The 25,718-nt window shown below is 68.6% G+C and carries 30 protein-coding genes and 2 pseudogenes; 6 read left to right on the forward strand and 26 right to left on the reverse strand.

Going from position 1 to position 25,718, the window contains the following annotated elements; genetic code table 11:
* Positions 1–4: 4 nt before the first annotated feature.
* The 5 genes from ACLBYD_RS07590 to rpsB all read right to left on the reverse strand — a co-directional run bounded on the left by ACLBYD_RS07590 (position 5) and on the right by rpsB (position 4,246).
* Positions 5–943 (reverse strand): phosphatidate cytidylyltransferase, encoded by a 939-nt coding sequence (locus ACLBYD_RS07590; protein WP_271038222.1) that lies wholly within the window; start codon positions 941–943, stop codon positions 5–7.
* A gap of 2 nt (positions 944–945) precedes the next feature.
* Complete coding sequence (gene frr / locus ACLBYD_RS07595) at positions 946–1,503, reverse strand: ribosome recycling factor (protein ID WP_024100638.1); 558 nt, start codon at positions 1,501–1,503, stop codon at positions 946–948.
* Between the two features lie 28 nt (positions 1,504–1,531).
* Positions 1,532–2,260, reverse strand: a complete 729-nt coding sequence (gene pyrH, locus ACLBYD_RS07600; RefSeq protein ID WP_006550976.1) for a UMP kinase — start codon at positions 2,258–2,260, stop codon at positions 1,532–1,534.
* A 188-nt stretch (positions 2,261–2,448) separates the two neighbouring features.
* A complete protein-coding gene (gene tsf / locus ACLBYD_RS07605; RefSeq protein WP_006550975.1) occupies positions 2,449–3,273 on the reverse strand; it encodes a translation elongation factor Ts in 825 nt (274 codons plus the stop codon).
* Positions 3,274–3,403: 130 nt separating this feature from the next.
* Positions 3,404–4,246 (reverse strand): 30S ribosomal protein S2, encoded by an 843-nt coding sequence (gene rpsB, locus ACLBYD_RS07610; RefSeq protein ID WP_060650992.1) that lies wholly within the window; start codon positions 4,244–4,246, stop codon positions 3,404–3,406.
* A 307-nt stretch (positions 4,247–4,553) separates the two neighbouring features.
* Here rpsB and ACLBYD_RS07615 point away from each other — a divergent pair, with 307 nt between their 5' ends.
* Positions 4,554–5,057 carry a M23 family metallopeptidase gene (locus ACLBYD_RS07615; protein WP_447815950.1) on the forward strand — a complete coding sequence of 168 codons (504 nt, stop codon included), beginning with the start codon at positions 4,554–4,556 and terminating at the stop codon, positions 5,055–5,057.
* Positions 5,058–5,130: 73 nt separating this feature from the next.
* Here the strand turns inward: ACLBYD_RS07615 and ACLBYD_RS07620 are convergent, their stop codons facing one another.
* Both ACLBYD_RS07620 and ACLBYD_RS07625 read right to left on the reverse strand, forming a co-directional pair.
* Positions 5,131–6,669, reverse strand: coding sequence for a MinD/ParA family ATP-binding protein (locus ACLBYD_RS07620; protein ID WP_447815951.1), 1,539 nt, complete (start codon positions 6,667–6,669; stop codon positions 5,131–5,133).
* Between the two features lie 66 nt (positions 6,670–6,735).
* Positions 6,736–7,674: a tyrosine recombinase XerC gene (locus ACLBYD_RS07625; protein WP_447815952.1), complete on the reverse strand. Its 939-nt coding sequence runs from the start codon at positions 7,672–7,674 to the stop codon at positions 6,736–6,738.
* An 85-nt stretch (positions 7,675–7,759) separates the two neighbouring features.
* On the opposite strand from ACLBYD_RS07625, the gene ACLBYD_RS07630 reads away from it, so the two are divergent.
* Positions 7,760–8,947 carry a multidrug effflux MFS transporter gene (locus ACLBYD_RS07630; RefSeq protein WP_024100634.1) on the forward strand — a complete coding sequence of 396 codons (1,188 nt, stop codon included), beginning with the start codon at positions 7,760–7,762 and terminating at the stop codon, positions 8,945–8,947.
* Positions 8,948–8,963: 16 nt separating this feature from the next.
* Here ACLBYD_RS07630 and ACLBYD_RS07635 read toward each other — a convergent pair whose 3' ends face one another.
* On the reverse strand, positions 8,964–9,728 hold the full coding sequence (locus ACLBYD_RS07635) for a siderophore-interacting protein (RefSeq protein ID WP_060650997.1): 765 nt from the start codon (positions 9,726–9,728) through the stop codon (positions 8,964–8,966).
* A gap of 115 nt (positions 9,729–9,843) precedes the next feature.
* Here ACLBYD_RS07635 and ACLBYD_RS07640 point away from each other — a divergent pair, with 115 nt between their 5' ends.
* Positions 9,844–10,110, forward strand: coding sequence for a DUF6953 family protein (locus ACLBYD_RS07640; RefSeq protein WP_447815953.1), 267 nt, complete (start codon positions 9,844–9,846; stop codon positions 10,108–10,110).
* Between the two features lie 140 nt (positions 10,111–10,250).
* A pseudogene (locus ACLBYD_RS07645) lies at positions 10,251–11,323 on the forward strand (chloride channel protein).
* Positions 11,324–11,346: 23 nt separating this feature from the next.
* Here the strand turns inward: ACLBYD_RS07645 and dprA are convergent.
* Complete coding sequence (gene dprA / locus ACLBYD_RS07650) at positions 11,347–12,480, reverse strand: DNA-processing protein DprA (protein ID WP_447815954.1); 1,134 nt, start codon at positions 12,478–12,480, stop codon at positions 11,347–11,349.
* Entirely contained in the window at positions 12,477–12,596 is a 120-nt protein-coding gene (locus ACLBYD_RS07655) for a magnesium chelatase subunit ChlI family protein (protein WP_447815955.1), read from the reverse strand. The genes dprA and ACLBYD_RS07655 overlap by 4 nt, the downstream gene beginning before the upstream one ends.
* 72 nt (positions 12,597–12,668) lie before the next feature.
* On the opposite strand from ACLBYD_RS07655, the gene ACLBYD_RS07660 reads away from it, so the two are divergent.
* Positions 12,669–13,103 (forward strand): hypothetical protein, encoded by a 435-nt coding sequence (locus tag ACLBYD_RS07660; RefSeq protein WP_447815956.1) that lies wholly within the window; start codon positions 12,669–12,671, stop codon positions 13,101–13,103.
* Entirely contained in the window at positions 13,100–13,246 is a 147-nt protein-coding gene (locus ACLBYD_RS07665) for a hypothetical protein (RefSeq protein ID WP_447815957.1), read from the forward strand. Before ACLBYD_RS07660 ends, ACLBYD_RS07665 begins: the two co-directional genes overlap by 4 nt.
* 851 nt (positions 13,247–14,097) lie before the next feature.
* Here ACLBYD_RS07665 and ACLBYD_RS07670 read toward each other — a convergent pair.
* The 16 genes and pseudogenes from ACLBYD_RS07670 to lepB all read right to left on the reverse strand — a co-directional run bounded on the left by ACLBYD_RS07670 (position 14,098) and on the right by lepB (position 25,592).
* Entirely contained in the window at positions 14,098–14,544 is a 447-nt protein-coding gene (locus tag ACLBYD_RS07670; RefSeq protein WP_447815958.1) for a hypothetical protein, read from the reverse strand.
* Positions 14,545–14,558: 14 nt separating this feature from the next.
* On the reverse strand, positions 14,559–15,434 hold the full coding sequence (locus ACLBYD_RS07675; protein ID WP_447815959.1) for a major capsid protein: 876 nt from the start codon (positions 15,432–15,434) through the stop codon (positions 14,559–14,561).
* 18 nt (positions 15,435–15,452) lie between these two features.
* Positions 15,453–15,824, reverse strand: coding sequence for a capsid cement protein (locus ACLBYD_RS07680; protein ID WP_447815960.1), 372 nt, complete (start codon positions 15,822–15,824; stop codon positions 15,453–15,455).
* 10 nt (positions 15,825–15,834) lie between these two features.
* Positions 15,835–16,380, reverse strand: a complete 546-nt coding sequence (locus tag ACLBYD_RS07685; protein WP_447815961.1) for a hypothetical protein — start codon at positions 16,378–16,380, stop codon at positions 15,835–15,837.
* A 21-nt stretch (positions 16,381–16,401) separates the two neighbouring features.
* Positions 16,402–16,803: a helix-turn-helix domain-containing protein gene (locus ACLBYD_RS07690; RefSeq protein WP_447815962.1), complete on the reverse strand. Its 402-nt coding sequence runs from the start codon at positions 16,801–16,803 to the stop codon at positions 16,402–16,404.
* A gap of 11 nt (positions 16,804–16,814) precedes the next feature.
* Positions 16,815–17,279 carry a hypothetical protein gene (locus tag ACLBYD_RS07695; protein ID WP_447815963.1) on the reverse strand — a complete coding sequence of 155 codons (465 nt, stop codon included), beginning with the start codon at positions 17,277–17,279 and terminating at the stop codon, positions 16,815–16,817.
* A 15-nt stretch (positions 17,280–17,294) separates the two neighbouring features.
* The gene (locus ACLBYD_RS07700) at positions 17,295–17,546 is read right to left on the reverse strand and encodes a hypothetical protein (RefSeq protein WP_447815964.1); all 252 of its coding nucleotides are present in this window, start codon (positions 17,544–17,546) and stop codon (positions 17,295–17,297) included.
* Positions 17,543–17,899, reverse strand: coding sequence for a hypothetical protein (locus ACLBYD_RS07705; protein WP_447815965.1), 357 nt, complete (start codon positions 17,897–17,899; stop codon positions 17,543–17,545). Before ACLBYD_RS07705 ends, ACLBYD_RS07700 begins: the two co-directional genes overlap by 4 nt.
* Before the next feature lie 22 nt (positions 17,900–17,921).
* Positions 17,922–19,475: a hypothetical protein gene (locus ACLBYD_RS07710; RefSeq protein WP_447815966.1), complete on the reverse strand. Its 1,554-nt coding sequence runs from the start codon at positions 19,473–19,475 to the stop codon at positions 17,922–17,924.
* Complete coding sequence (locus ACLBYD_RS07715; protein ID WP_447815967.1) at positions 19,472–19,705, reverse strand: hypothetical protein; 234 nt, start codon at positions 19,703–19,705, stop codon at positions 19,472–19,474. The genes ACLBYD_RS07710 and ACLBYD_RS07715 overlap by 4 nt, the downstream gene beginning before the upstream one ends.
* A 549-nt stretch (positions 19,706–20,254) precedes the next feature.
* A complete protein-coding gene (locus ACLBYD_RS07720) occupies positions 20,255–21,691 on the reverse strand; it encodes a recombinase family protein (protein ID WP_447815968.1) in 1,437 nt (478 codons plus the stop codon).
* A gap of 23 nt (positions 21,692–21,714) precedes the next feature.
* Positions 21,715–23,130, reverse strand: a pseudogene (locus tag ACLBYD_RS07725) (YifB family Mg chelatase-like AAA ATPase); the annotation flags it as partial.
* The gene (locus ACLBYD_RS07730) at positions 23,130–23,504 is read right to left on the reverse strand and encodes a YraN family protein (RefSeq protein ID WP_016691241.1); all 375 of its coding nucleotides are present in this window, start codon (positions 23,502–23,504) and stop codon (positions 23,130–23,132) included. The gene ACLBYD_RS07730 and the pseudogene ACLBYD_RS07725, both read right to left, overlap by 1 nt.
* Before the next feature lie 177 nt (positions 23,505–23,681).
* On the reverse strand, positions 23,682–23,996 hold the full coding sequence (locus ACLBYD_RS07735; RefSeq protein ID WP_006550963.1) for a DUF2469 domain-containing protein: 315 nt from the start codon (positions 23,994–23,996) through the stop codon (positions 23,682–23,684).
* A 37-nt stretch (positions 23,997–24,033) separates the two neighbouring features.
* Positions 24,034–24,786, reverse strand: a complete 753-nt coding sequence (locus ACLBYD_RS07740; RefSeq protein ID WP_072740502.1) for a ribonuclease HII — start codon at positions 24,784–24,786, stop codon at positions 24,034–24,036.
* On the reverse strand, positions 24,783–25,592 hold the full coding sequence (lepB, locus tag ACLBYD_RS07745) for a signal peptidase I (RefSeq protein WP_447816064.1): 810 nt from the start codon (positions 25,590–25,592) through the stop codon (positions 24,783–24,785). Before lepB ends, ACLBYD_RS07740 begins: the two co-directional genes overlap by 4 nt.
* Between the last annotated feature and the right edge of the window lie 126 nt (positions 25,593–25,718).

A 25,718-nucleotide genomic window follows, 5' to 3' on the forward strand; every position in this document is an offset into this window, starting at 1 on the left:
CCGACTACACGAAGGCCGTGAGGATCAGCCAGGTGACGAAGGCCGACGGCAGGATCGAGTCGAGCCGGTCCATGATGCCGCCGTGACCGGGCAGCAAGGTGCCCATGTCCTTGATGCCGAGATCCCGCTTGACCTGCGACTCGATGAGATCGCCGGCCGTCGCCGTCACCACGAGCACGGCGCCGAGCAGCAGACCGGCCCACCACGGGCCGTCGAGCAGGAACATGACGGTGAGGACACCGACCGCGATGCAGGCCACCAGCGACCCGGCGAAGCCTTCCCACGACTTCTTCGGGCTGATCGCCGGCACCATCGGGTGCTTGCCGAACAGGACACCCGAGGCGTAACCACCGATGTCCGATGCCACGCACACGAGCATCAGGCAGAACACGCGCTGCGCGCCCTGATCCTCGAGGACCATGAGGGTCGCGAACGACGCCAGCAGCGGCAACCAGGCGGCGACGAAGACCGCGACCGCGGTATCGCGCAGGTAGTTGCGCGGTTGCGCGACGAGACCGTGGTCGAACAGGCGCCACAGCATCGTCACGACGACCGTGCCCGCGAACGCGCCGAGCACACCCGTCGTGCCGTACGGCCACCCGAGCCAGATCATCGCCTGACCACCGGCCAGCAGCGGCAGTCTGGGGACGAGCACGTCGGCTTCACGCAGACGCTTGGTGACCTCCCAGGTCGCGATGCCGATGGCGATCGCGACGACGGCGAGCCACGCCTTCGGGGCGAACAGCAGGATCCCGATGACGAGCGCACCCAGACCCCCGCCGACCGCGAAGGCGGCCGGCAGGTCGCGTCCCGCCCGTGAGGGTTTCTTCACCGGCTCCGACGCGGGGTCGGGGGCCGGTGCCGGGTCTGCAGGGGTGGCACCGGAGTCGGCTCCGGCACCGAGTGGAAGCTGCGGGTCGGAGGACCCGTCGGCTCGACCCACTGTCAGACCTCCATCAGTTCGGCTTCCTTGTGCTTGATCAACTCGTCGATCTGACCGACGTACTTGGCGGTCGTCTTGTCGAGTTCCTTCTCGGCGCGGTTCACGTCGTCCTCGCCGGCCTCGCCGTCCTTCTGGATGCGGCCGAGTTCCTCCATCGCCTTGCGGCGGACGTTGCGCACGGCGACCTTGGCGTCCTCGCCCTTGGCCTTGGCCTGCTTGACGAGTTCGCGGCGACGCTCCTCGGTGAGCTGCGGGACCGAGATGCGGATGATGTTGCCGTCGTTGGTGGGATTGACACCGAGATCGGAGTTGCGGATCGCGGTCTCGATCGCGTTCAGCTGCGAGGCCTCGTACGGCTTGACGATGACCATGCGCGCCTCGGGAACATTGATGCTGGCGATCTGCGTGATCGGCGTGGGAGCCCCGTAGTAGTCGACGACGATGCGGTTGAACATGCCCGGGTTCGCGCGACCGGTCCGGATGCCACCCAGATCGTCCCGGGCCACCGTGACGGCCTTCTCCATCTTCTCTTCTGCTTCGAAGAGGGCTTCATCGATCACGGCAGTTCCTCCATGTTCCGTTGTCCGTTCATGACCGTACGAGTGTTCCGATCTTCTCACCGGCGATGGCTCGGGCGATATTGCCCTTGGTCAGCAGATTGAAGACCATGATCGGCATGGCGTTGTCCATGCACAGGCTGAAGGCGGTCGCGTCGGCGACCTTGAGGCCCTGTTCGATGACCTCGCGATGGGTGATCTCCTCGAACAGCACCGCATCCGGGTTCGTGCGGGGGTCGTCGGAATAGACACCGTCCACGGCCTTCGCCATGAGGACGACCTCGGCGCCGATCTCGAGTGCGCGCTGCGCGGCGGTGGTGTCGGTGGAGAAGTACGGCATGCCCATGCCGGCACCGAAGATGACCACACGCCCCTTCTCGAGGTGGCGGCGCGCACGCAGCGGCAGGTAGGGCTCGGCGACCTGCCCCATCGTGATGGCGGTCTGGACGCGGGTGTCGATGCCTTCCTTCTCCAGGAAGTCCTGCAGCGCAAGGGAGTTCATGACCGTGCCGAGCATGCCCATGTAGTCGGATCGCGCGCGTTCGAGACCGCGCTGCTGGAGTTCGGCGCCGCGGAAGAAGTTGCCGCCACCGATCACGACCGCGACCTCGGCGCCACCGCGCACGACCTCCGCGATCTGCTGGGCCACCGTCGTCACCACGTCCGGGTCGAGTCCGACCTTGCCGCCGCCGAACATCTCGCCGCCGAGCTTGAGCAGTACCCGGCGGAATCCGGGCCGATCGTGGGCGTGGTCGGACATGACTCTCCTCTGGTTGCGCATGAATCGGCCCTTATCATCCTGCCTCATCCGCTCGAGGGAACCGAGATCGGGCGGATAGACACGCCACACCTGTCACCGCGCGGGCGCCTCCGGGCCCCGAGGCGGCGTGGCCCGACACACCTCGACCCCGCCGGTAGCAGCACCGACGGGGTCGTGGAGTGGAAGAACTAGCTGGCGCCGACCTCGAAACGCACGAAGCGGACGACGTTCGCGCCGGCCTCGTCGAGGATCGCCTTGACGGTCTTCTTCGAATCCGTCACGGACGCCTGCTCGAGCAGGACGACATCCTTGAAGTACCCGTTGACTCGGCCTTCGACGATCTTCGGCAGAGCCTGCTCCGGCTTGCCCTCGGCCTTGGCGGTCTCCTCGGCGATACGACGCTCGTTGGCGACGATGTCCTCGGGAACCTCGTCACGGGTGACGTACTTGGCCTTCAGAGCGGCGATCTGCATGGCGGCAGCGCGAGCGGCCTCGGCAGCAGCGTCGCCCTCACCGGTGTACTCGACGAGCACGCCGACGGACGGCGGCAGGTCGGAAGCACGCTTGTGCAGGTAGACAGCGGTCTGGCCGTCGAAAGCGGCAACGCGACGCAGCTCGAGCTTCTCGCCGATCTTCGCGGACAGCTCCTGGACGAGGGCGTCGACGGTCTTGCCGTCGGCCTCGACGGCCTTGAGCGCCTCGACGTCGTTCGCGCGGGCCTGTGCGGCAGCGGTGACGACCTTGTCGGCGAGAGCCTGGAACTCGTCGTTCTTGGCGACGAAGTCGGTCTCGGAGTTCAGCTCGACGAGAACGCCGTCCTTGGCGACGACGAGGCCCTCGGCGGTGGAGCGCTCGGCGCGCTTGCCCACGTCCTTGGCACCCTTGATGCGCAGCTGCTCGACGGCCTTGTCGAAGTCGCCGTCGTTGTCGGCGAGAGCGTTCTTGCAGTCCAGCATTCCGGAGCCGGTGAGCTCACGGAGACGCTTGACGTCGGCGGCGGTGTAGTTCGCCATGGAAGCGAGCCTCCTGTGTCTGTGGTGGAAAAGTCTCTGGGGGCGGCCCTATCGCGCGGATGAGCTCGGGCCGCGATGCGACGGCCCCGACCAGGATCTCTCGATCGGAAGGTCGGGGCCGGGCAACGAATCAGGCCTCGGGGGCCGCGTCTGCTGCGGGGGCTGCGTCCGCTGCGGGCGCCTCGGCGTCGGCGGCGGGGGTGGCCTGCGCGAGCAGCTCCTGCTCCCACTCGGCGAGAGGCTCGGCACCGGCCTCGGGCTTGGCCTCGGCGTCGCTGCTCTTGCCGGCGCGGGCCTGCAGGCCCTCGGCGACGGCGGAAGCGACGACCTTGGTCAGCAGCGCCGCGGAACGGATCGCGTCGTCGTTGCCCGGGATCGGGTAGTCGACGAGGTCCGGATCGCAGTTGGTGTCGAGGATCGCGATGACCGGGATGTTCAGCTTGCGGGCCTCACCGACGGCGATGTGCTCCTTGTTGGTGTCGACGACCCAGATCGCCGACGGAACCTTCGCCATGTCGCGGATGCCGCCGAGGGTGCGCTCCAGCTTGTTCTTCTCACGCGTGAGCATGAGGATTTCCTTCTTGGTGCGTCCCTCGAAGCCGCCGGTCTGCTCCATGGACTCGAGCTCCTTCAGGCGCTGCAGGCGCTTGTGGACGGTCGAGAAGTTGGTGAGCATGCCGCCGAGCCAGCGCTGGTTCACGTAGGGCATGCCCACGCGGGTGGCCTCTTCGGCGATGGATTCCTGAGCCTGCTTCTTGGTGCCGACGAACAGCACGGTTCCACCGTGAGCGACGGTCTCCTTGACGAACTCGTACGCCTTGTCGATGTACGTCAGGGTCTGCTGCAGGTCGATGATGTAGATGCCGTTGCGGTCGGTGAAGATGAACCGCTTCATCTTCGGGTTCCAGCGACGGGTCTGGTGTCCGAAGTGGGCGCCGCTGTCGAGCAGCTGCCGCATAGTCACAACAGGCATGCCTGTTTCTCTCTTTCGTGTCGGTTTCCGCGGTGGATCTTCCGATCCCCGCCCTGGCGTCCACATGCCCGTCGAACCCTTGCGGGACCGGCCGACGGCCATTTCCGATGCGGCCCGGAGAAACGGGTCGGCATCGATGCGCGGACGCGCGAAGTCGATCTGCGTATACAGACCGCCCGACAAGTGTACGCGGAGCAGGCGCGGATCCCTAACCGGGAGTCACGGGACCTGTGGACGGATCCGGGGTTGTCCACAGATCGCGTCGCCCCCTGGTGCGCAGCGACTCCGATTCACGAGGCTGGCGGGCATGCTCCTCACCGCTCCCCTCCGGTCGCTCGCCGTCGTGATCGCCGCGTTCGTCGTGCTCACCGCTGCGCCGGGACCCGGATCGGCCGACGCCGGACGGTTCGTGTGGCCGCTCGATCCCCGGCCGGTCGTGAGCCGGGAGTTCGACCCGCCCGAGCAGAACTGGCTCCCCGGTCACCGCGGTGTCGACCTCGACGCACACGTGGGGCAGACCGTCGTGGCCGCCGGTGACGGCGTCGTCGCGTTCGCCGGTCTCGTGGCCGGGAAGCCTGTGGTCTCCGTCGATCACGAAGGCGGGCTGCGCACCACCTACGAGCCCGTGGAGGCGGCGGTCGCCGCGGGGCGCCGGGTGACGAGGGGCGATCCCATCGGCACCGTCGTCGCCGGTCACGAGGGCTGCGCCTCCCCCGCATGCCTGCACTGGGGACTCCGACGCGGCCGCGACGACTATCTCGATCCGCTGCCCCTCGTCGAGCGCCCGGTGATCCGCCTGCTGCCGGTATGAGACGTCCTGGGGCCCGTGCGCCCGCCTGATGCACTGCGTGTCGACCCGACCAGCGCTCCGCGTGTCGACCCGACTAGCGCCCCGCGTGTCGACCCGACAGTGCAGGGAAGTCGTCGGCGACCATCGCGGCGAGTTCGACGAACGCCGTGCGTGTCGCGGGGCGGAGGCGTTCGAGATCGATCTCGGCTCCCTCGGCGAGATGCTCGTCGAAGGGCAGCACCTCCACCGCCCGGCACCGCGCGAGGAAATGCGCGGTCAGCGCGTCCATGTCGATGCTCGCCGCACCCGGGCGCGGCGAGCTGATCACCACGACCGTGCGTTCGACCAGGTCGGAGTAGCCGTGCGCCTGCAGCCAGTCGAGGGTCGCCGCCGCACTGCGGGCCGCGTCGACCGCAGGTGAGGCGACGAGGACGAGGGTGTTCGCCAGGTCCAGCACGCCCCGCATAACCGAATGCATGATCCCGGTCCCGCAGTCGGTGAGGATCACGTTGTAGTAGACCTGCAGGATGTCGACGACGCGGCGGTAGTCCTCCTCGCTGAACGCTTCCGAGGCAGCGGGATCGCGTTCGCTCGCGAGCACTTCGAGCCGGCTCGGCGCCTGGGAGGTGTGGGCACGCACGTCCGAGTACCGGCGGATGTTCGACGCGTTCGCGAGCAGGTCCCGCACCGTCGAGGTGGTCTGCTGCGGAATTCTCTGCCCGAGGGTGCCGAAGTCCGGATTCGCGTCGACGGCGATGACGCAGTCGCCGCGCAGCGACGCGAACGTCGACCCGAGCCCGACGGTCGTGGTGGTCTTCCCCACCCCGCCCTTCAGTGACAGCACCGCGATCCGGTAGTCGCCCGGGATCGGCTGGCGGATCCGGGCGACGAGCTCCTCGCGGCGCTCGCTGCCTCCTCCGTCGAGCCTGCCGCCGGTCAGCCGGTCGACCCGCTCCCGCCACCGCCGCGTGGAACGTCGTGACCTGCGGACGAGCACTCCCGACGCGAGGTCGACATTCGACGGCTGATGGTCGAACCGATGGGCCTCGTGTTGCAGGTCGTCGACCGGAGCGTCCGTTCGCGCCGGTCGCAGGCCCGGGATCTCGGGTTCGACCGGTCCAAGAGCGACCTCCGTAGTCTCCGGGCCCGACACCTCAGGTGCAGGGGCAGGTGCAGGTGCAGGTGCAGGTGCAGGTGCCACAGTCTCGGGCTGCGTCTCCATGGCTTCGGGTGCCGCCTCCGAGAAGACGGGCTCAGGCTCGGGTTCGGTCACCGCTTCCGGAACCGCCGCATCGGGCGCTGCCGAGACCGCCGCCTCTGGCTCCGACGATAGGAGCACCGGATTCTCGGGTCGCGCCGGTTCGTGCGCGACGAGCGGTTCGGACGCCTCCGGCTCCGGGTCGTCTGCGCTGATCCGGGGCCGCAACGCCATGCCGAGAGGCACGGAGGCCGTCATCTCGATCGGAGCGGAGGCAGTGGGCGGAATCGCACCGTCGCCAGGCGAAGTGGAGGAGCCGAGCGTCTCCGCGACTCTGGCCGCGCGGCGGAGGCCGCGTCGCGCGTGGTCGGTTCCGGATTCCGGTGGGTCCTGCAGCCAGGCGGGCACGGCAGGACCCGGTTCGTTGCGTCTCATCTGTTCCCCCGATTCGATGGTGCCGGCGCACGCTATCAAACCGGGACGGCTTCTCGGGCAGGCCGATCAGGCGCGGGGATGGGCCTGATCGTGCGCGGCGCGCAGACGCGCCACCGAGACGTGGGTGTAGAGCTGCGTGGTGGCCAGACTCGAATGGCCCAGCACCTCCTGGACCACACGCAGGTCCGCTCCCCCTTCGAGCAGGTGCGTCGCAGCACTGTGCCGCAGGCCGTGCGGTGCGAGGTCGGGTGCGCCCGGCACCGACGAGACGGCGTCGTGCACCACCGACCGGACCTGCCGCTGATCGATCCGACCACCACGCTTGCCCAGCAGCAGCGCCGCACCCGACGACGGGCGTGCGAGATGCGGGCGCCCGTGACGCAGCCACGCCTCGAGCGCCTCGGCTGCGGGACCTCCGTAGGGGACGATCCGTTCCTTGTCGCCCTTGCCGAGAACCCGGACGACCCGCCGCTCGGCGTCGACGTCGTCGATGTCGACCGCGCACAGCTCACCGACCCGGATTCCGGTGGCATAGAGCAGCTCGACGATCGCCCGGTCACGCAGTGCGACGGGATCGAGTTCACGCGCACCGGATTTCGCGGCCTCCATGATCTCCAGTGCCTGGTCGTCGCGGAGCACGGCGGGCAGGGAGCGGTGCGGACGTGGCGAGACGAGACGCGTCGCCGGGTCGGCGTCGAGTCGCCGGGTGCGCACGAGCCATGCCGTGAAGACGCGTGCCGAGGAGGTGCGCCGCGCGAGCGTGGTGCGGGCCGCTCCCGCCGCCACCATCCCGGCGAGCCAGGACCGCAGCAGATCGAGGTCGAGGTCGGTGATGCGCGCGTCGGGATTCCGGTCGGCGAGGTGCTGCAACAGCGAGCGGATGTCGGTGCGATAGGCGCGGATCGTGTGTTCCGAGCGGTTGCCTTCGAGGCGGAGGTGGTCGACGAAGTCCCCGAGGTGCACGTCCAGCGTCGCCGGGAGCATGTCGGATTCGTTGCCTCGCATGGGTCTACCGTGCGGCACGACCGCCTCGGGTGCAACGACCCGCGCCGACTAAGGTGCTTTCGTGAACAAAACGATCCCGGTACCGATGTTGTGCGCCCTGGCGTTGCTGTCGGCGATCGCGCCGCTCGCCACGGACATGTACCTCCCGGGACTTCCCGTCATGGCGGAGAGCCTGGGCAGTTCGACCGTCGGCGTCCAGCTCACACTCACGACGTTCATGGCGGGTCTCGGGCTCGGCCAGCTGCTCGTGGGTCCCCTGTCGGACGGCTGGGGCCGGCGACGACTGATCCTCGCCGGCACGATCGTCCTGGCGGTGAGCAGCGCGATCTGCGCGATGGCACCCACCGTCGAGATCCTGATCGCGGCGCGTCTGGTCCAGGGATTCAGCGGCGGCACCGGCATCGTCCTCGCCCGGGCGGTCATCGCCGACCGGGCGCGAGGCAATCAGGCCGCCAAGCTGTTCAGCCTGATGATGATCATCGGCGGCATCGCGCCCGTCGCCGCTCCCCTACTCGGTGGCGTGCTGCTGGGCCCGATCGGGTGGCGCGGTATCTTCTGGGTGCTCACGGGCCTTGCCGTCCTGATGGCCGTCGGCGCCTTCGCGTTCGTCCCGGAGACCCTGCCGCCGGAGAAGCGGCACGGCGGCGGTCTGAAGACGATGGCCGGCAACTTCGGGTACGTCCTCCGGCAGCGACGCTTCGTCGGTTACGCCGCCGCGATGGCCCTGGGCTTCGGCGCGATGTTCTCGTACATCTCGGCCTCGCCGTTCGTCACCCAGAACATCCTCGGTCTGAGCCCCGGCCAGTTCTCGATGGTGTTCGCCGTGAACTCGGCCGGTCTCGTGCTGGCCAATGCCGTCAACACCCGCCTCATCGGCCGGTTCGAGGTGCGGACACTGCTGCTCTTCGGTGTGACCACCATGTTCACGGCAGGGGCTCTGCTGTTGCTGACGATGGTCGTCGTCGGCTACGTCGCGGCGCTGATCCTGCCGCTGCTGTTCGTCGCGATCAGCATGATGGGCCTGACGCTGGGCAACGCCACCGCGCTGGCCCAGTCGCAGGTCCCGAAGGCGGCCGGTACGGGCTCCGCCGTGATCGGCGCCTCCCAGTTCGGTCTCGCCGCCGTGGTCTCCCCCCTCGTCGGGCTCGGCGGCGAAGGCACCGGTATCCCGATGGCAGTCGCCATCGTGGTGTGCTCGGGACTCGCGCTCACCTCCGCTGCGGTGCTGGCGCGTGACTCGGCCGCGGTGCCGGCGCGCGAGTCCTCGAGCTGACGCGAACCGCCGGCCGTCAGTTGCTCTCGACGGCCGCCAGTTCGCTCTTCCACACGCGGAAGCCCTCCTCGGTGCGTCCGCGACGCCAGTAACCCGAGATCGACGCGCGTGCCGGCGGTACGGCCCGTTCCTTCCGCAGGTACGGCCGGATGTGCTTCATGACGGCCTCGGCCTCACCGTGCACGAAGACCTGCACGTCGCCGCCCGGCCAGGGCAGGGCCTTCACCGCGGCGACGAGCGGCGAGTTGCCGTCGATCAGGTCGGCACCGGCGTCACCGGCCGCGACACCGCGATGGAGCCACGTGATGTCCACACCCGCCGGGGCGTCGAGTTTCAGTTCGTCGCCGGGACCGATGACCTCCAGAAAGACTGCGCCCCGCGCGTCGGCGGGCAGGTCTTCGAGCGCAGCCGCGATCGCGGGGATCGCGGTCTCGTCGCCGGCGAGCAGATGGAAGTCGGCGGAGCGATCGGGCCGGTATCCGGCGCCGGGTCCTCGCACCACGACCTGCGTGCCCGGCTGTACCGAGCGGGCCCACGGCCCCGCGACACCCTCGTCGCCGTGCACGACGAAGTCGATCCAGATCTCCCGGGCGTCCGGGTCCACGCGCCGGACGGTGTAGGTGCGGACGACCGTCTCGTCCCCCGCGGGCAGCTCGATCTTCACGTAGCTGTCGGTCTCCGCGCGGGCCTGGAACTCGCCGAAGCCGTCTCCGCCGAGCACGACGCGGACGAAGTGCTCGCCGATCGCCTCGGTCCGCAGAACCGTGAGTGTCGTCCCCATGGGCGCTTTCCGTGCCACCGAACCTCCTATTAGGGTTACCTATTCTCACGTCACCGTACTCTGTCGCGGGGTGCGGCGGGAAAGTCACGATCGGGGAGGCTCTAGGCTCGAGAACATGAGCACCACCGCGGCCGACATCGCCACCTGGATGACCGACATCATCACCACCGAACGCAGGGTCACCCAGACCGACATGGTCGACGCGATCGAGGCCAAGTTCGGCTCCGAGTGGATCTACGTGAACGACAACGGCCACCCCTCGATCGACCGCGCTGTCCTCAAGGAGTTCCGCAAGGCCCACCGCGGTGCCGTGAAATGGGACCGCGACGACCGCGCCTGGTACGTCGAGGACGAGCCCACGGCCGAGACCTCCGCCGAGTAAGCGGCCTTCCTCCGAATTCACCCTCACGTCCCGGTGGAACGTCCCGGAGTCTGTGAACATACGGTCACGACTCCTTCGCGCGACCGTCTGCGGTACTGCCGGGCGGACGCGTGCGTCGGCGGCAGGTCGGAGGACACCGGGTGGACATCGAGGACGTGCAGGAACCTTCCGCACCCCCTCGCGAACTGGCAGCCATCTGGGTGCCGGCGATCGTGGCCGGCGCCGTCATCGGCATTGTCGGCGGAGCCTTCCGCTGGTGCCTGGAGCGGCTCGAACGATGGCGGATCCACACCGTCGAATGGGGCGCACGAACTCCCCGGGCCGGGATGGCTCGTTCCCGTGGCGATCACGATCCTCGGCGCTCTGCTCGCAGCGCTGATCGTCCGGATGGTGCCCCTCGCCTCGGGTAGCGGAATCCAGCACGTCGAGGCCGTCGACCGCGGGCAGGCCGAGCCACCACCTTTGTCGGTGCTGCCCTCCAGATTCGTCGGGGCACTCCTGTCGATCGGGTCGGGTCTCGTCCTGGGACGAGAAGGCCCGATCGTGCACATGGGTGCCGCGGTAGGCGCCGAGGCCGCGCGCCGCGCCCGGCATCCCGAGCACGAACGTCTATTGCAGACCTCGGTGTCCGGTGCCGGACTCGCGGTCGCGTTCAATGCCCCGATCGGCGGTGCGCTGTTCGTCTTCGAGGAGGCCACCGGCAGCTTCCGTGTCCGCATCGTCGTACCCGTCGTCCTGTCGGTGGCCGCCGCGGTGGCGTGCTCGCGGACGATCGTCGGCGACACCCCCGACTTCGCCGTGGACTCCATCGCTCCCCCGTCCATCGTCCTGCTGCGTCCTGCTGCGGTTCGTCGCAGGTCCGCTGTCGTACGCGGCCGGGACACCGGGTGGACTGTTCGCACCGCTCCTCGCACTGGGTGCTCTCTGGGGAGTGTTGTGCGCTGGGATTTGCGCCGCGATGGTCCCCGGGATCGGGTCGATGCTGGCCGTGCCGATGGCCATTGCGGGGATGGCCGCCCTCTTCGGCGCGTCGGTGCGGGCTCCGATCACCGGCGTCGTCCTCGTCGTGGAGATGACCGCGGCGACGGGAGTGACGGTTCCGATGCTCGCCGCGACGATCTGCGCCGTCGTCGTGGCGTATTCCACTCGGGTCCCGCCCATCTACGACAGCCTGCGCGACCGCATGTTCGGCGCCCCTCCCGCCCGGGGGTAGACCGCCCCGGCGTCGATCCGCCGTCACGTCCGCCGCCACCCTCCGTCCGTCGCGGCCACCAGACCGTCGAGTTCGAGCAGGGGCAGCGCCGCCCGCACCCGCTCGATCGGCAGCCCCGCCGACTCGGCCACCATCGCCGGATCGCAGACGTCCGACGCGGGAAGCGCCTCGTAGACCACCGCCATGTCGCCCGACAGTCCGTCCAGGTCGCGGCGGAACAGGCCGTCGCGGTCGTCGTCCCCGCCCGCCAGCAGCGGACCGCACTCCTCGACGACGTCGCGCGCCGCGCCCACCAAGCGGGCCTCTCCTTCCCTGATCATGCGGTGACAGCCTTGCGAGGCCGCCGAGGTCACCGGTCCGGGCACCGCCATGACAGGCCGTCCGAGTCGTCGCGCCCACGCCGCGGTGTTGCGCGCCCCGCTGCGCCAGCCGGCCTCGACGACGACCGTGCCGGCGGACAACGCCGCGATCAGCCGGTTGCGGGCGAGGAACCGGTACCGCGCCGGAGTCGTGCCCGGGGGATACTCGCTCACCACCAGACCCGATTCGGAGATCCGCCGCAACATCGTCGCGTGTGCCGCCGGATACGCCCGGTCGACACCGCAGGCCAGGATCGCGACGGTGGTGCCACCCACCCCGAGCGCCGCGCGGTGTGCGGCCGCGTCGACGCCGAAGGCCGCGCCGGACACGACCGTCCATCCGTCGGCGGCGAGATCCCCGGCGATCTCGGCGGTGACGTGCTCCCCGTAACCGCTCGCGGCGCGGGTCCCGACGATGCCGATCGCGCGTTCGGCGAGGTCGTCGATCCGCCGGCTTCCCCACACCCACAGCGCGAGGGGTGGCCCCTCGGCGTCGGTCGCGGTGTCGAGGGTGCCGAAGCCGAGCATCTGCCAGGCAGGCCATTCGTCGTCGTGGGGCGTGACCAGTCGCCCGCCGGCCCGTCCCAAACGATCGAGATCCCGTGCCGCGGTATCGAGGTGCGCCCGCACCGAGTACCGCGACGAGAGTTCGTCGAGGCCCGCACCCGACCGGATGGCCGCTGCCACCTCGAGTACACCCTCGGCTTCCACTGCCGCCGACAACGATCGTGACGCACCCTGCGCGACGGTCGACAGATAGGCCCAGGCCAGGCGCCGTTCGTCGCCGTGCCCGCTCATGCGACACCCCGATCCCGGAAGTCGAGTGCGGCAGCGACGTGCGTCGCCGTCGGCGAATCGGAACCGTCGAGGTCGCTCAGCGTCCACGCGACCCCTAGCGTCCGCGCAAGGCGCAACTAAATACAAACGGCCCCGGTCGGTGTTGGTAGCACCGGATCAGGGCCTCGGCCCAACGGAAGTAGAGTCCGATGAACCGTGACAGCAGTCTATCTGCACCCCGCGACACCCCGCCCGCGTTGCTCTCGATCCGCGCGGCTGCGCAGTACCTCGACGCCACCACGGCCGAGGTTATGGACGCCTCCACGATCACCCTCGGCGAAGCACAGGACGTCGCCATAGCCGCCGGGCTCGACCCGCACATGGACTATCTGCGCGTGCCGATCGTCCCCGAGGATGCCCTCGATCAGATCATGGGGCGGATCCTCGACGAGCGCGCCGAGCTGGCAGCCCTCGACCGTTTCCAGGTGACCATCGACACCGGTAACGCCGCGTTCGACGGGGACGGAATGGCCACCGAGCTGGCGCGGATCCTGCGCACCGTTGCCGATGCCCTCGAGGACGGCCACACCTCGGGCGTGGCCCGTGACCACAACGGCAACACCGTGGGGCGGTGGGCGCTGTGAGCGTTCTCCTGAGCCTGATTGCTGCGCTCGTCCTCGCGCTCGGCGGGACGATCGACGAAGATTCCCCGCTGTTCGATTGCCGGATCCACGGCAACGCAATCTGTGGCCCCGGCGCCACCGTCTACGGCGAGCCTGCCAACTGACCTCGGCGTGTTGAGCCGGGACGGTCTCGCACCGTCCCGTGCTTTGCACGCCGCGTTCCGTGAGCCTCTGCACGTCGCTACACCGCCGAGTCAGACGTAACTCGACCGGCCGCCAGTAAGCACAGTCCCCACCGCTGGCAGTGGGGCACTTGGACCGTTGGGGTGCACACCATGGACCGAGTCAGCACCGCCACGCGTCCGAGTCGACGCGGGGCTATCGGTGCTGCCCGACACGGTGAGGGGCCAGGTCCGTGGGTCGCATGGCGGGACAAGCCCGCAGGGCTAGGGGGACCAAGCCGGGAGACCTCTGCCGCCCCGCAGGGGCGTCTATGCGGCCCGTTGTTCAATACAGCACGGGCGCAGCCCGTTCCGTTGCCGGGCGGTAGCCCGGTCCCCCACCGCGACCACGGCCCCAGAGAATGTGCGCCCACTAGACTGGACTCGTTCGCGGGTGTGAGGCCCCGTGGATATTGGAACGGTCCCGATCGGTGCAGTTGTCAGACGCTCCCACCGATCGGGACCGTGGCATTTGTCCAGCACCCTCGGCCAGCTGGCCAACTGGCGGCCACACTGCGCCTGACCCCCGCCCCCGGCATTTGCTGGGGTGGGGGGCACGGACAGCTCCTCCCACGGTGCCTAGTGTCCGTTTTTTTACGACCGCTCAGCGGCCCTGGTCAGCTGACCAGGGCAAATGGCGGGGCGGTGCCCATATCCGCAGGTCAGGGCGGGGACGACGGCCCTGTGTAGCCTCGATGGCGGTGGCGGCCCCTCGTCTCCCTGCCACCGACACGAGAACGGCCCCCGGTTGTCCGGGGGCCGTTCGTCGTTGCGGGTCCTGCGGTGTCAGCTACTCAGCGGAACCACTCGGGAGTGTTCGCGTCGATATCGGCGTCGGCGCCATGGCTGTGGCCGATCTCGGTCACGGGGATCACTGCCGGTGCGCTGGCCAGGACATCGGCCATGCTCTCGTCAGCTTCGATCAGCTTGACCCAGTGATCCTTGCGGGCCGGTGGGAGCTTGCCGGCCTTGATCGCATCGGTCACGATCCCCTCGACCTTGGCCGCCTTGGCCGCAGCGGCGATCGTTCGGCCTTCCTCCGCTGCGGCCTCGAGGGCGGCGAGCTGTTCGCCGTCGATCAGCGTCAGCCCGGTACCCGCAGCCTTGGCGGCGACGGCGTTCTCTGCCACGGCCAGGTCAGAGATCGCGGCCAGGATCACCGCCACGTCGGTCGTGTCAGCGGAGAGGCCGAGCACGTCGAGCAGGCGTGCGGTCTGGTCATCGTTGAATGTCAGCGTCATGGTTCTATCTCCCCTCAGACCGATGCCAGCGCGGTCAGTTTCTTTGCCGCGTAAGGCTTTTCGACGGCAAACGCGGGCACGCAGAATGCCTGGACCCATTTGGACCGGGTCGCACGGTCGTCGTACACCTCGACGGTCAGCGGATCCTCGAACCCGACCGTGCCGACTTCACCGGCCCGCAGGACGTACGCGGCCCCGGCCTCGAGGCGGGCGTTACTGACCAGGGTCAGCCCGAACGAGTCGAGGACGGCGCCGAGATCCTTGCCGTACAGGGTGCGGAGAACGCGCGCCTCCTGCGGTGCGACCAAGAGTGTGTTGGGCACAATTCCGAGGCTGTCGGACTCGAACATCTCGAGCGCCTGTGCCAGCGTGCCGGTCGGACGCTCGGCCGGGCTGGACGGCGTGGCGCCCTCGATAATGGCCTCGTCCCACGCGGTGGTGGCCACGATCGAATCGATGTCGGCGGCGGCGATCGCGGCCATTGCGGCGGCGTCGACCTTCGATGCCACGGTGTTGCTGAGCTGTGTCACCTGACCATCGAGGTAGCTCACATCGTTGCGCTTGCGCTGCTCGTCGAGCGTCTGGAACCGGCCGCCGTAGTCGTCCACCTTGGCCAGCTTGGGTTCGGGGTCGACGCCCTCGACCACGGGGTACTCGGCGCCGGGTGCGCGCTTCTCCACGCCGGTCGCGTAGAGGTCAGACGCCTTGGCCACCGAGTAGAGGATCCCGCCGCCCTCGACGGGCTTACCGAGGCTCGAGAAGAATCGGGGCATGACCATCTGGCTATCGGCCAACTTGGCGATCCGGTCACGAATCACGGAGGGCTGCGACAGGGCCACCTCGACGGTGAGGAGACGGCCGGTGAGCTGGGGAGTAAGTGCGGAAGTCATAGTCTCTAGTTCTCCTGATCAGTACAGAGCGATTTCGGCGTGTGCACCGGACGCGGCGGCGGTGAGCGCGAGACCCACAGCCTTACCGGCTGCGAGCGTCACCGCCTTCCCAGCGGCCCCGACCTCGACCTCTGCCCCGGCTGCGATCGCGGCACCGGCCACGACACGGACGACACCAGCGCGGTGGACGGCGACGACCTGACCGGTCGCGGCGTCGGCGGCGGCGACACCGAGGGCACGGACACCGGCCCCTGCGGTAGAGGCGGCGATGTTCCCGCCGCCGGCGGTGCGGTTACCGGACACGGCCACGAACGTCGACTGTGCGACGGCGCCAGTGGCCTCGACCGTGATGGCCTGGCCAGGCGAGTAGACCTGAATGCTCTTGGGCATGGTGCGTTACCTACTTTCCTCGAGCACGACGGGCGCGCCGTGCCGATGCGAGCGCCACGGCGAGTGCCGTGGGCGTTTCCGTTGCGGGGACGGTGACGGCGACGGCCTTAGCGGCCACGCCGAAATAGGCCGGGATGTCGGCCAGGGTGCTGATACCGGGATCCGTGACGCCGAGCAGGGCGGTCGCGGTAAGGACGAACGGGTAGCGGGTGCCGTCCACGGCCACGACATCGTGCACACCCTCGACCGACCTCGTCGGGTAGGCGGTGGCCAGGATCTCGGCCAGCCATTGCGGTACGCCGACGTAGTCCCCGACGAGCGTCTGCCCGTCGGCGGTGACACGCAGATTGTCGAGGTACCCCACTGCCGGCTGACCGTCGAACCGGGGATCCTCGTGACCGAGCTTGAGCACCGGCCGACGAACGACACCGGCAGCATGGGCGGCCACAGCGGACTCGAGCGTTTCCGTCGTGACCGTCCACTGCCCTGTGGAGATATCCCACGTGCCGGTGTGGATCAATTCGACCGAGGGGACGGTGACCAACTGTGCGGGCATGGTCACCGCCCCCGGTCCGGGCTATCGGCGCAGTCGGCGGGCGCGCTCGGCTGCGATGCGCTCCGCATCAGCTGCGCTATAGAGCCAACGACCGCCCGCTTTGCGGCTTGCAATCTGACCAGTTCTAGCCCGATAGCGAATGCCACCCGGGGTGATTCCGAGGATGGCCGCAGCTTGGGCGGAGTCAACGAAGGCATACAGGTCACGATCGGGGGTCGACTGTTCCCGATCGGTGCCACTGACGTTCGCGTTGACGTTTGCCCCTCGGGCGTTGACGCGGACGCTAGCCCGCTCCAATTGGGCCCGTAGACGGACCACCAACGGACCGAGTTGGCGGCCGGTCGAACGCATCGCCTCGGCGTGCGCGTCGATCAGTCGAACGATCAAGTCGGCGTCCTCCGCATCGAGCTGCACCGTGGTCACGGCCCGGGCGGTCATTTTGCCGCCGCCTCGGCGTACTTCTCGGCCACCATGTGCCCGACCATGATCGTGTTGTGGTTGATCCATGTCAGCGTCGCCGCCTCGACGGCGTCGCCAATGGTCTCGAATATCGCAGCGCGGTGGCGGTTGGCCCACGATTCCTCGACGCCGAGGGATTCGAGGACACCGTCTGCGGCGGCCGTGGCCACCTCGGTCAGCTGGTCACGCGTGGTGGCGGCCGCGTCGATCGGGGTCAGCGAACACAGGACGGTGCGGCCGCCGTCGTCGGTGAGGCGGTGGATTTCCCCGTCAGAGGAGAGCCTTACGGTCGCGTCCTCGACGGTGCGCTGACCGACGCGGTGCCCCTGATCGGTCAGGATCCCGTGCAGCTCCTCGATCGTGGCCGGGCGGTCGAGGTCGAGCAGGGCAGCGTGGATGGCCACGCGCAAGGCAAGCCCGGTCGTCGAATTTGTGGTCATGGGTCAGGTCTCCGATCAGAGGGAAGTAGTCAGGTGGCGGGCAAAGCGGCGGCGGCCGTGGCCGGCGTGGCCACCGACCCGTTCCCGCCAGCGGTCGAGGGCGGCGTCACGCTCGGCCGGGGCAACGCCGACGCTGCGCAGCGCCAGCGGCACGACCACGGCGTCGAACGTGCAGCGCGGGCACACGCCTGCGATATCGAGGGCGGCCGTCACAGCGGCCTCGAGGGCGGCCAGGGACGGGTTACGGGGCGGTGCAATGGTGATCATCGTCCACCGTCCCGAATCGCAGCCTCGAGGTCGTCGCCATCGGTGAATGCGCGCACCCTGCACCGTTCGACCATCGCCCGCAGCGTGGCGGGGTCGGTGGTTTCGATCAGCAGACCGACCAGAGCGTCGAGCAGTGCCTCGACGCCTATCGGCCCCTTCTCGTATGCCTCCATGACGATTCGGGCGGTGTGCTCGGCGAACACGATGGCCGTGTCATAGTCGCCGCCATACGGGCCGTCGTCGTCCATCTCCTCGAGCACCCGGCGGCCGTCGATCGTGTGAGCGAGCAACCGATATGCGGTGCGGTAGCGGCTGGCGTTGATTTCCTCGAGCTGGCGTTCGTTGAGAGGCATGGTGTCAGTTCTCCTGTGATGCTTAGGAATTGGGAATTTCGAGGTGCGTGTGCATCGCGTACACATCGTCAGCGGGTTTGTAGGGCTTGACGATTCGCAGACCCTTACCGCGCCCGTCGTCGGCCACATATCCCTGCGTGATCAGCGTCGCGAGCGTGGCGAGGTTCGTCGATTTGCGGCCACCCATGGCGGTAGCGGTGTCGGTTTTCGACATCCCGGGGTGCTCGGCCACGTACTCGGCTGCACGGGCGAGAGCGGCGGCGTCGTTCTTCACCACGCCGGACGGTGCGAGGTCGGTAGGCACCTGCAGCTCGACGTGGATCCCGTCCCCGGCCGTCGAATCGACCACGACCGTGGCAACGGGTTCGGTGCGGTCGTGCCGAGGCTTGCTGGCGGGCAAGCGACCACGGACACCGCCGGGCCGATCCTTGCCGATCCGCACGGTCAGGACACCCCGCCGGCCTCGGCCGAGAGGTTCCTCGACCTCGACGATGTACGCGGCACCGGTCAGGCCGTTCATCTTGGCCGAGCCGCCGATCGCGAACCGTCCCCGGCCGCCCGTGTCCTTGGAGACGTGGTCGATCAGCGCCACGGCCGCCCCGGTGACATCGGCGATGTGCTTGGGAACGTCGCGCGTCCACTTGGTCACGTCGTCGTTGTCGATGGACGAGTAACCGAACGTCGCGAGGGCATCGGTCACGCCGTCGAGGATGGCCAGCGAATAACGGCGGGAGAGCAACCGTTCCCACCGCCCACGGCTCACCGCCCCGTTGATCGCTTCCCCGGGCCGCACGTAGGTCAGGTGGCGGGCGATCATGTCGACGGGTGCTCCGAGCTGTGCGATTCGCTGCACCACCGAGAGCTGATCGGATTCGTAGTCGAGGTACAACACGTCATGACCGTCACTGATCTCGACGGCGCTGGCGCTCTGCATCAGCAGCGACTTGCCCGACTCACTCTCACCGTGGAACGAGTGCACGAGACCCGGGTACAGCAGGCACAGCCCGTCGGCGCGGGGCATGATCGTGGCCTCGGGCAGTGTGATCGTCCCTGCGGCGATGTCTGCGAGGATCGGGGTCAGGTCGACCGGATCCCACGACGACTCTGCGATAGCTGCGGCGGCGGCCTCCTCGGCGGCCACCTTGGCTTTCAGCTCGGCCGCGACCTCGGCCTCTGCCCTCAGTCGTGCGAGGTGATCGGCCTTGCGTGCCTCGGCCACGTCGAGGACTCGGAGAGCTTCCCGACATTCGAGAATCAGGTGATCGTCGGGCAGGTGCACCGCCAGTGACGCGGGGATGTCCACGGCCAGGGCCTCGAGAACCTCACGCGGGACACCGTCGAGGCGCCCACCTTGGTTCTCGAGGCGCTCACGGATCGCGTCGAGGACGGGTCGAGGCTGCGGCGAATACTCGGCAATGATCTGCCACGGATCAGTGTCGGGATCGAACGGCGGTTCGTCGTCGTGGTCGTCTTCCCAGTCGACAGCCGGCGGGTTAGTATCAACGCCGAGAGTTGTTGTGTTCCGGTGGCCGTCAGCGTGTGCAGCGCTGGCGGCTACGCCATTTTGAGGGGTCATTCAGACGCACCGCCGCCACCGAGGACGATTGTCAGGCGGTCGATCTGTGCGGCCGTGAGGGGCGGTGCTGCGGCGAGCACGGCCTCGATGTGATCCTCGATCCTCGAGGCGGCCAGATCGCGACGCAGCTCGGTCGTGTCCCTTTCGGGGTGACGCTGCATTGTTCGTCCGAGCGTGCCGGCGATCCTGCGGCTACGGCTGGAATAGGTGTTTGTGGGCTTCCCGGCCACGGTGGTGACTCTCTCCCGAACTTTCCAACCATCGGCGTCGGGGGCCGATCTCGCACTAACGGGTTTGGGAACCGGGAACGGGGGCGGTGCAAACGGGCCATCGGGGCCTGCACCCATATGGGGCGTGCGAAGTGGACGGTTTCACTGTAGCAAAGGGGATTCCCTTAACCCCGTTGCAGGACAATCGATTACACACCTCACGAGGTGTAAGCACACCGCCGTGCCCGTCTACACAGCTCCCGATCGACCCATCGACACCGCTCAATCGACACCGACGGTTCCCCGAACAGTTCCCGGTTCCCGGCTTATATAGGCCGGGGAACTGGGAACTATTCAGTTCGGACAGTTCCGGGAACTATTGGGAACTGTTGGGAACTGTCCGTTGAAACGACTTCTGACCAGGCCAAACGGCCGGGAACTATTCGGGAACTGTTGACTCAGCCAGAGCGGTGGAACGCGCCAAAATGGCGGGAACTAGTTCCCGTGCAGGTCAGGGCACATTTTGCGGTGAAACGATCCCCATCAGGCGGCGGTGTGGAGACGCCCGTGTCAGCCCTCGGTGCGCCACCGAAACTCGACAGTCTCGGGTCGGAACGTTCGGACACCGCGGCCGGGTGAATGGATCACTACCTCGGCGAGAACGTCGATCACGGCACGCTTACGTGCGGTGCTGAGAGCCGCCCACGCCTCGGCCACGTTCCCGGACGTGACGAGCGGTGCGACAAGGTCCACCGATCCCGCAGCGGTGATCTCGGCCTCGAGCTGTGCCAGACGGGCGCGACCTGCCTCGGTGGCGGCGATGAACTGCGGCCGGGTCATGACATCCTCGGCGTAGTCCGCTGCGATGTCCTCAAGGCGACGGCGTACAACGTCCGCAGCTTCCCGCAGCGGTTTCACGTCGACCTCGACCGTCGGCGCGAACACGGCCAGCGCGTCCGGCATCGACAACCGCCCCACGATCACCCTCTCGACGAAATCGTCGATCGGTTCGGCGACCCTCTGCATGTGCGGGTGAGCCGAGCAGCGATACGCCCGCGCCGTCCGGCGCGCTCCCCCGGCGTTCACCGTCGTGCCGTCGTCACAGACGCCGCACAGCGCGACACCGGTCAGCAATGCTCGGGCACCCGGCGAACCTTTACGGCGTGACGGGTCGGTGATCAGGGCCACGACCGCGCGCCACGTTTCCTCGGGCACGATCGCGGGCCACTCGGCCTTTCCCACGACGAACGAGACCGGATCCTGCCGGTAGGTCAGGTGGGATCCCTCGGGGCGGTGGCGGCGTAGACCGGCGTTGCGGGCGTTGATCAGTACGTCACGGACCGACGTGCGTTCCCACTGTGCCCCGCCCTGCGTCGTCCCGATCCCCGACTCATTCCACGCACGGGCGATCGCGGTCAGCGGTTCGCCGGCGAGCACGGCCGCGTAACCCGCCCGGATCAACGCCGCCTCGTTCTCGCGCACGGTCACACCATCGGACTCGTAGCCGAACGCACGACGGCCGCCGACCCACCGACCCTGCGACGCAGCCTGCACAATCGCTGACCGCTGGCGCGCCGATTTGCGCTCGACCTCTCCCTGACCGACCGAGGCAAGGATCCGAGCGACCAGGCGACCGCCGTCGGTGGACGTGTCGACGCCGTCAGCGGCGGTGACGATCGACGTGCCGTGCGGTGCGCAGCGTTCGAGGACGTGCTCGAGTTCCGAGAGCCGCCGCAGCAACCGATCGACGTGCCGGGACACGATCACGTCGATCTCGCCACGATCAACGGCGGTCATCATCGCCTCGAACTGCGGCCGAGGCTTGCCCTTGGAGGCCGACACGTCGTTGTCGACGTACTCGGCTGCGACCGTCCACCCTCGGGCGGCGACGAGGCGACACACGTCCTCACGTTGGCGACTGACGCCGTACTCGTTCCCGTCACGGTCCTGGGATTGTCTGAGGTAGATTGCGACACGCGCCACCTCACGGGTTGCGTTACTGTTCACATCCGCTAGTCTAAGGCGCTAGTTACCCGCAGTGCCCGATCCGCTCCTCGCGCGGTGATGGCGCCCTTGCGCAGCGCCCATTCGACGGGTTCGAGCGCAGCACGTGGAAGACGGAACTTCTGCCGGAGGGCCGGCCCGGGCACCTCGGCGTTGGTGGCCCAGCCGTGCTCGACCCACCGCTCGCGTGCCGCGGCTCTCGCCCGGGCGACGCGCGCCCGTACGTCGTCGGTGCTCTCGCCCGTCTCCCCCATCAACGCGCTGGTCGCGACGGCCTGCATCCGGACCCTAAGGTCGACGCGGTCGAGGAGCGGGCCCGACAGACGCCCCAGATAGCGGCGACGTGCGGTCGGCGCACACACGCAGTCGGCGTCGCGTGGAGGTGCGCACGGGCACGGGTTGGCGGCGAGGATCAGCTGGAAGCGGGCCGGATATCGTGCGACACCGTCCCGCCGGGCGATGCGCACCTCCCCGTCCTCGAGCGGCGTCCGCAGCGCTTCGAGTGTCTTCGTCCCCATCTCGGCGACCTCGTCGAGGAACAGCACGCCGCGGTGCGCCCGGCTCACCGCGCCGGGTTTCGCCATGCCGGTGCCGCCTCCGATCAGCGAACTCACCGACGCCGTGTGATGGGGCGCGATGAAGGGCGGTTCCGTCACGAGCGGCCGGTCGCTGGTGAGGGTGCCCGCCACCGAATGGATGGCCGTCACCTCGAGGGCGTGACTTTCGTCCAGGTCCGGCAGGATCCCCGGAAGTCGCTGCGCGAGCATCGTTTTCCCGATTCCCGGCGGACCGGTCAACATCAGGTGATGCGCACCGGCCGCAGCGACCTCGATCGCGCGACGCGCTTCGTGCTGGCCGACCACTTCGCTGAGATCGCCGCGCACCGCCCGCGGTGGCAGCGCGCGCGGATCGGGCCGTTCGAGCGGACCGTCGCCCTGGAGCCAGAGCACCAACTCGCGCAGTGTCTCGGCGCCGTAGACGTCGATGCCGTCGACGAGCGCCGCTTCGGTCATCGTCGCGGTCGGCACCACCACGCGCGACCAGCCGTGTTTCTTCGCCGTGAGCACGGCGGGCAGCACACCGCGCACCGGCCTGACGCGCCCGTCGAGCGCGAGTTCGCCGAGCAGCACCGTCCGGGAGACGGCCTCGGTCGGCACGACATCCGCTGCGTCGAGCACCGCGCACGCCAGTCCGAGATCGTAGACACTGCCGACCTTCGGCAGCGTGGCCGGCGACAGTGCGAGCACGACCTTCGAATCCGGCCACTTGGCACCGGAATTCGACACGGCGGCGCGCACCCGGTCGCGCGACTCCTGGAGCGCGGTGTCGGGCAGCCCGACCATCGTCACACCCGGCAGACCTCGTCCGATGTCGGCTTCGATCTCGACGACCTGCCCGTCGATCCCGGAGACGGCGACCGACCAGGCGCGTCCGAGCGCCATCAGAGGACCTGCTTGCGGTGGGTGATCTCCGGGGCGTGTCCCCGCGCGAGCAGGACGGTGACCACATCGACGCGGATGTGCGACCAGCGGCGCGTCTGCTCGGACAACCACTGTCCGGCGAGGCGACGGATCCGTTCGGCCTTCGCGTGCGTCACCGCTTCGGCGGGGGTGCCGTAGCCGGTGCCGGTGCGGGTCTTGACCTCGACGAAGACGACGGCCGCGCCGTCCTGTGCGATGAGATCGAGTTCGCCGTATCGGCTGCGCCAGTTGCGTTCGAGCACGACCATGCCGGTCGACTCGAGGTATTCCGCGGCGAGGTCCTCGCCTCGCGCGCCCAGATCCCGGTTGTGTGATGTCCGATTGGTCCCCTGCATGCCCCCACTGTGGAGGACCGGGGCACGCGGAATCGGGGTCCGAGCACGGAGATCGGGGAATCTGTGGATGAGTGCGGTGCCTGTGCACAACGGCGGGCGACGAGCCTCCGCGGAGGGCTCGGTGTCGGCGGCCCGGCTAGGATGCGGCCGCTGTGCGCAGGGTCATCCCCGAGGGCGTCAGCCCAGCTTGTCGGGCAGTCTCAGTTCGGGCTTGTCGAGCTCTTCGATGTTGACGTCCTTGAACGTGATGACACGGACGTGCTTGACGAAGCGTGCGGGACGGTACATGTCCCACACCCAGGCGTCGGACATACGCACCTCGAAGTACACCTCGCCGTTGGCGTTGTGCGGCAGCAATTCGACGGCGTTCGCCAGGTAGAACCGGCGCTCGGTCTCCACGACGTACGCGAACTGACCGACGATGTCCCGGTACTCCCTGTACAGCGAGAGTTCCATCTCGGTTTCGTACTTCTCGAGATCCTCGGCACTCATCGGTCTCGGTGTCCTCCCAGTCTGGTGTGTCCTGCAATCATCCCGCATCCGCCTCGTCGGTGAACAATCGACGCCCCAGGTCGTCTGCATACGATCGACGAACCAGGTCGTCGGCGAACAACCGACGTCGCACTGCGGGCACTCCGCACACCGAGCGCACATTGGCCCACGACCGCCGGTGCTGTGGTGACGGGCCGTGCTCGGCCAACGCCGCCATGTGCGTCGGAGTGCTGTAGCCCTTGTGTACTGCGAAACCGTACTCCGGTAGCTCGCCGTCGAGGTCGACCATCATGCGATCGCGTGTGACCTTCGCGAGCACACTGGCCGCCGCGATGCACGCAGCCGCCGCGTCGCCGCCGATCACGGGCAGGGACGGTGCGGGTAGTCCCGGCACCCGGAAGCCGTCGGTGAGCACGTAACCGGGCGGAGTCGACAGACCTGCCACCGCGCGTCGCATGCCCTCGATGTTGGCGACGTGGATGCCGATCGCGTCGACCTCCTCCGCGGGGATCACCACCACGCTCCACGCCCGGGCGCGTCGCACGATCACCGAGTACAGCTCCTCGCGGGTGCGTTCGGTGAGCTTCTTCGAATCGTCGAGCCGGTCGAGCGACGCGTGCGGCCGGTCGCCGAGCACGCAGGCGGCGACGACCAGCGGCCCGGCGCAGGCACCGCGGCCGGCTTCGTCGACCCCCGCGACCGGACCGAGACCGCACCGCGCGAGCGCGGACTCCATGGTGCGCAGTCCGGAGGAGCGACGGATCACGGGTCGAGGTGGCCAAGCAGTCACGAGGGAAGGATCTCCGGTGAGTCGATCAGGCCCCATCGGCCGGGAGGCAGCACGATGAAGCGGGCTTTTCCGATGACATTGTCCAGCGGGATCGAGCCCTGATGCTCGTCCCCGACGTGGTAGCGCGAGTCGGCCGAGTTGCTGCGGTTGTCGCCCATCACCCAGACGTGGCCCTCGGGCACGGTGACGGGCCCGAAGCAACGCCCGGAGGGGACCTCGGTCTCGCAGGTGACGACACCCGGGGTGAACGGGAAGTCCATGGTCACGTACGGCTCGTCGAGCGGGACACCGTCGACGAGGACACGGCCCTGGTCGTCGCAGCATTCCACCGTCTGCCCGCCGGTCGCGATCACGCGCTTGACGAGGTCGTTCTCGTCCGGCGGCACGACGCCGACGAGCGAACCGATCTCCTGCAGTCCCCGCACGACGACGTTGTCGGAACGGGTCGAGGTGTAGCCGGCCGACCACGAGTCGGGGCCTTCGAAGACGATGACGTCGCCGGGACGGGGGTCGGTGAAGCGGTATCCCACCTTCTCGACGACGATGCGGTCGCCGGTGCAGCCCGGGCAGCCGTGCAGTGTCGGCTCCATCGACTCCGAGGGGATGAGATAGACCCGCGCCACGAAGGTCTGCAGCAGGAAGCTCAGGGCCAGTGCGACGACGACCAGGATCGGCAGTTCACGCCAGAACGACTTCTGCTTCTTCGCCTTCGGGGCGGTGTCGTTCGCTGCGGGGTCCTCGCGCCGGTGGTGTGCACCGTCGGCTCGATCGCTCCGAGCCGAACCTCGAACATCGTTGCGGTTCACATCCGGTCGAGCCGGATCGTGCGGGGAATCTGCCACCTCGACAGACTAGCGTCTGCGGCACGGCGGCCCGCCGAGGACGACCGTCGGCCGGACGGGTGAGCGACAGACCGCTGCCCACAACGACGA

Source organism: Rhodococcus sp. C26F, from assembly GCF_053345925.1.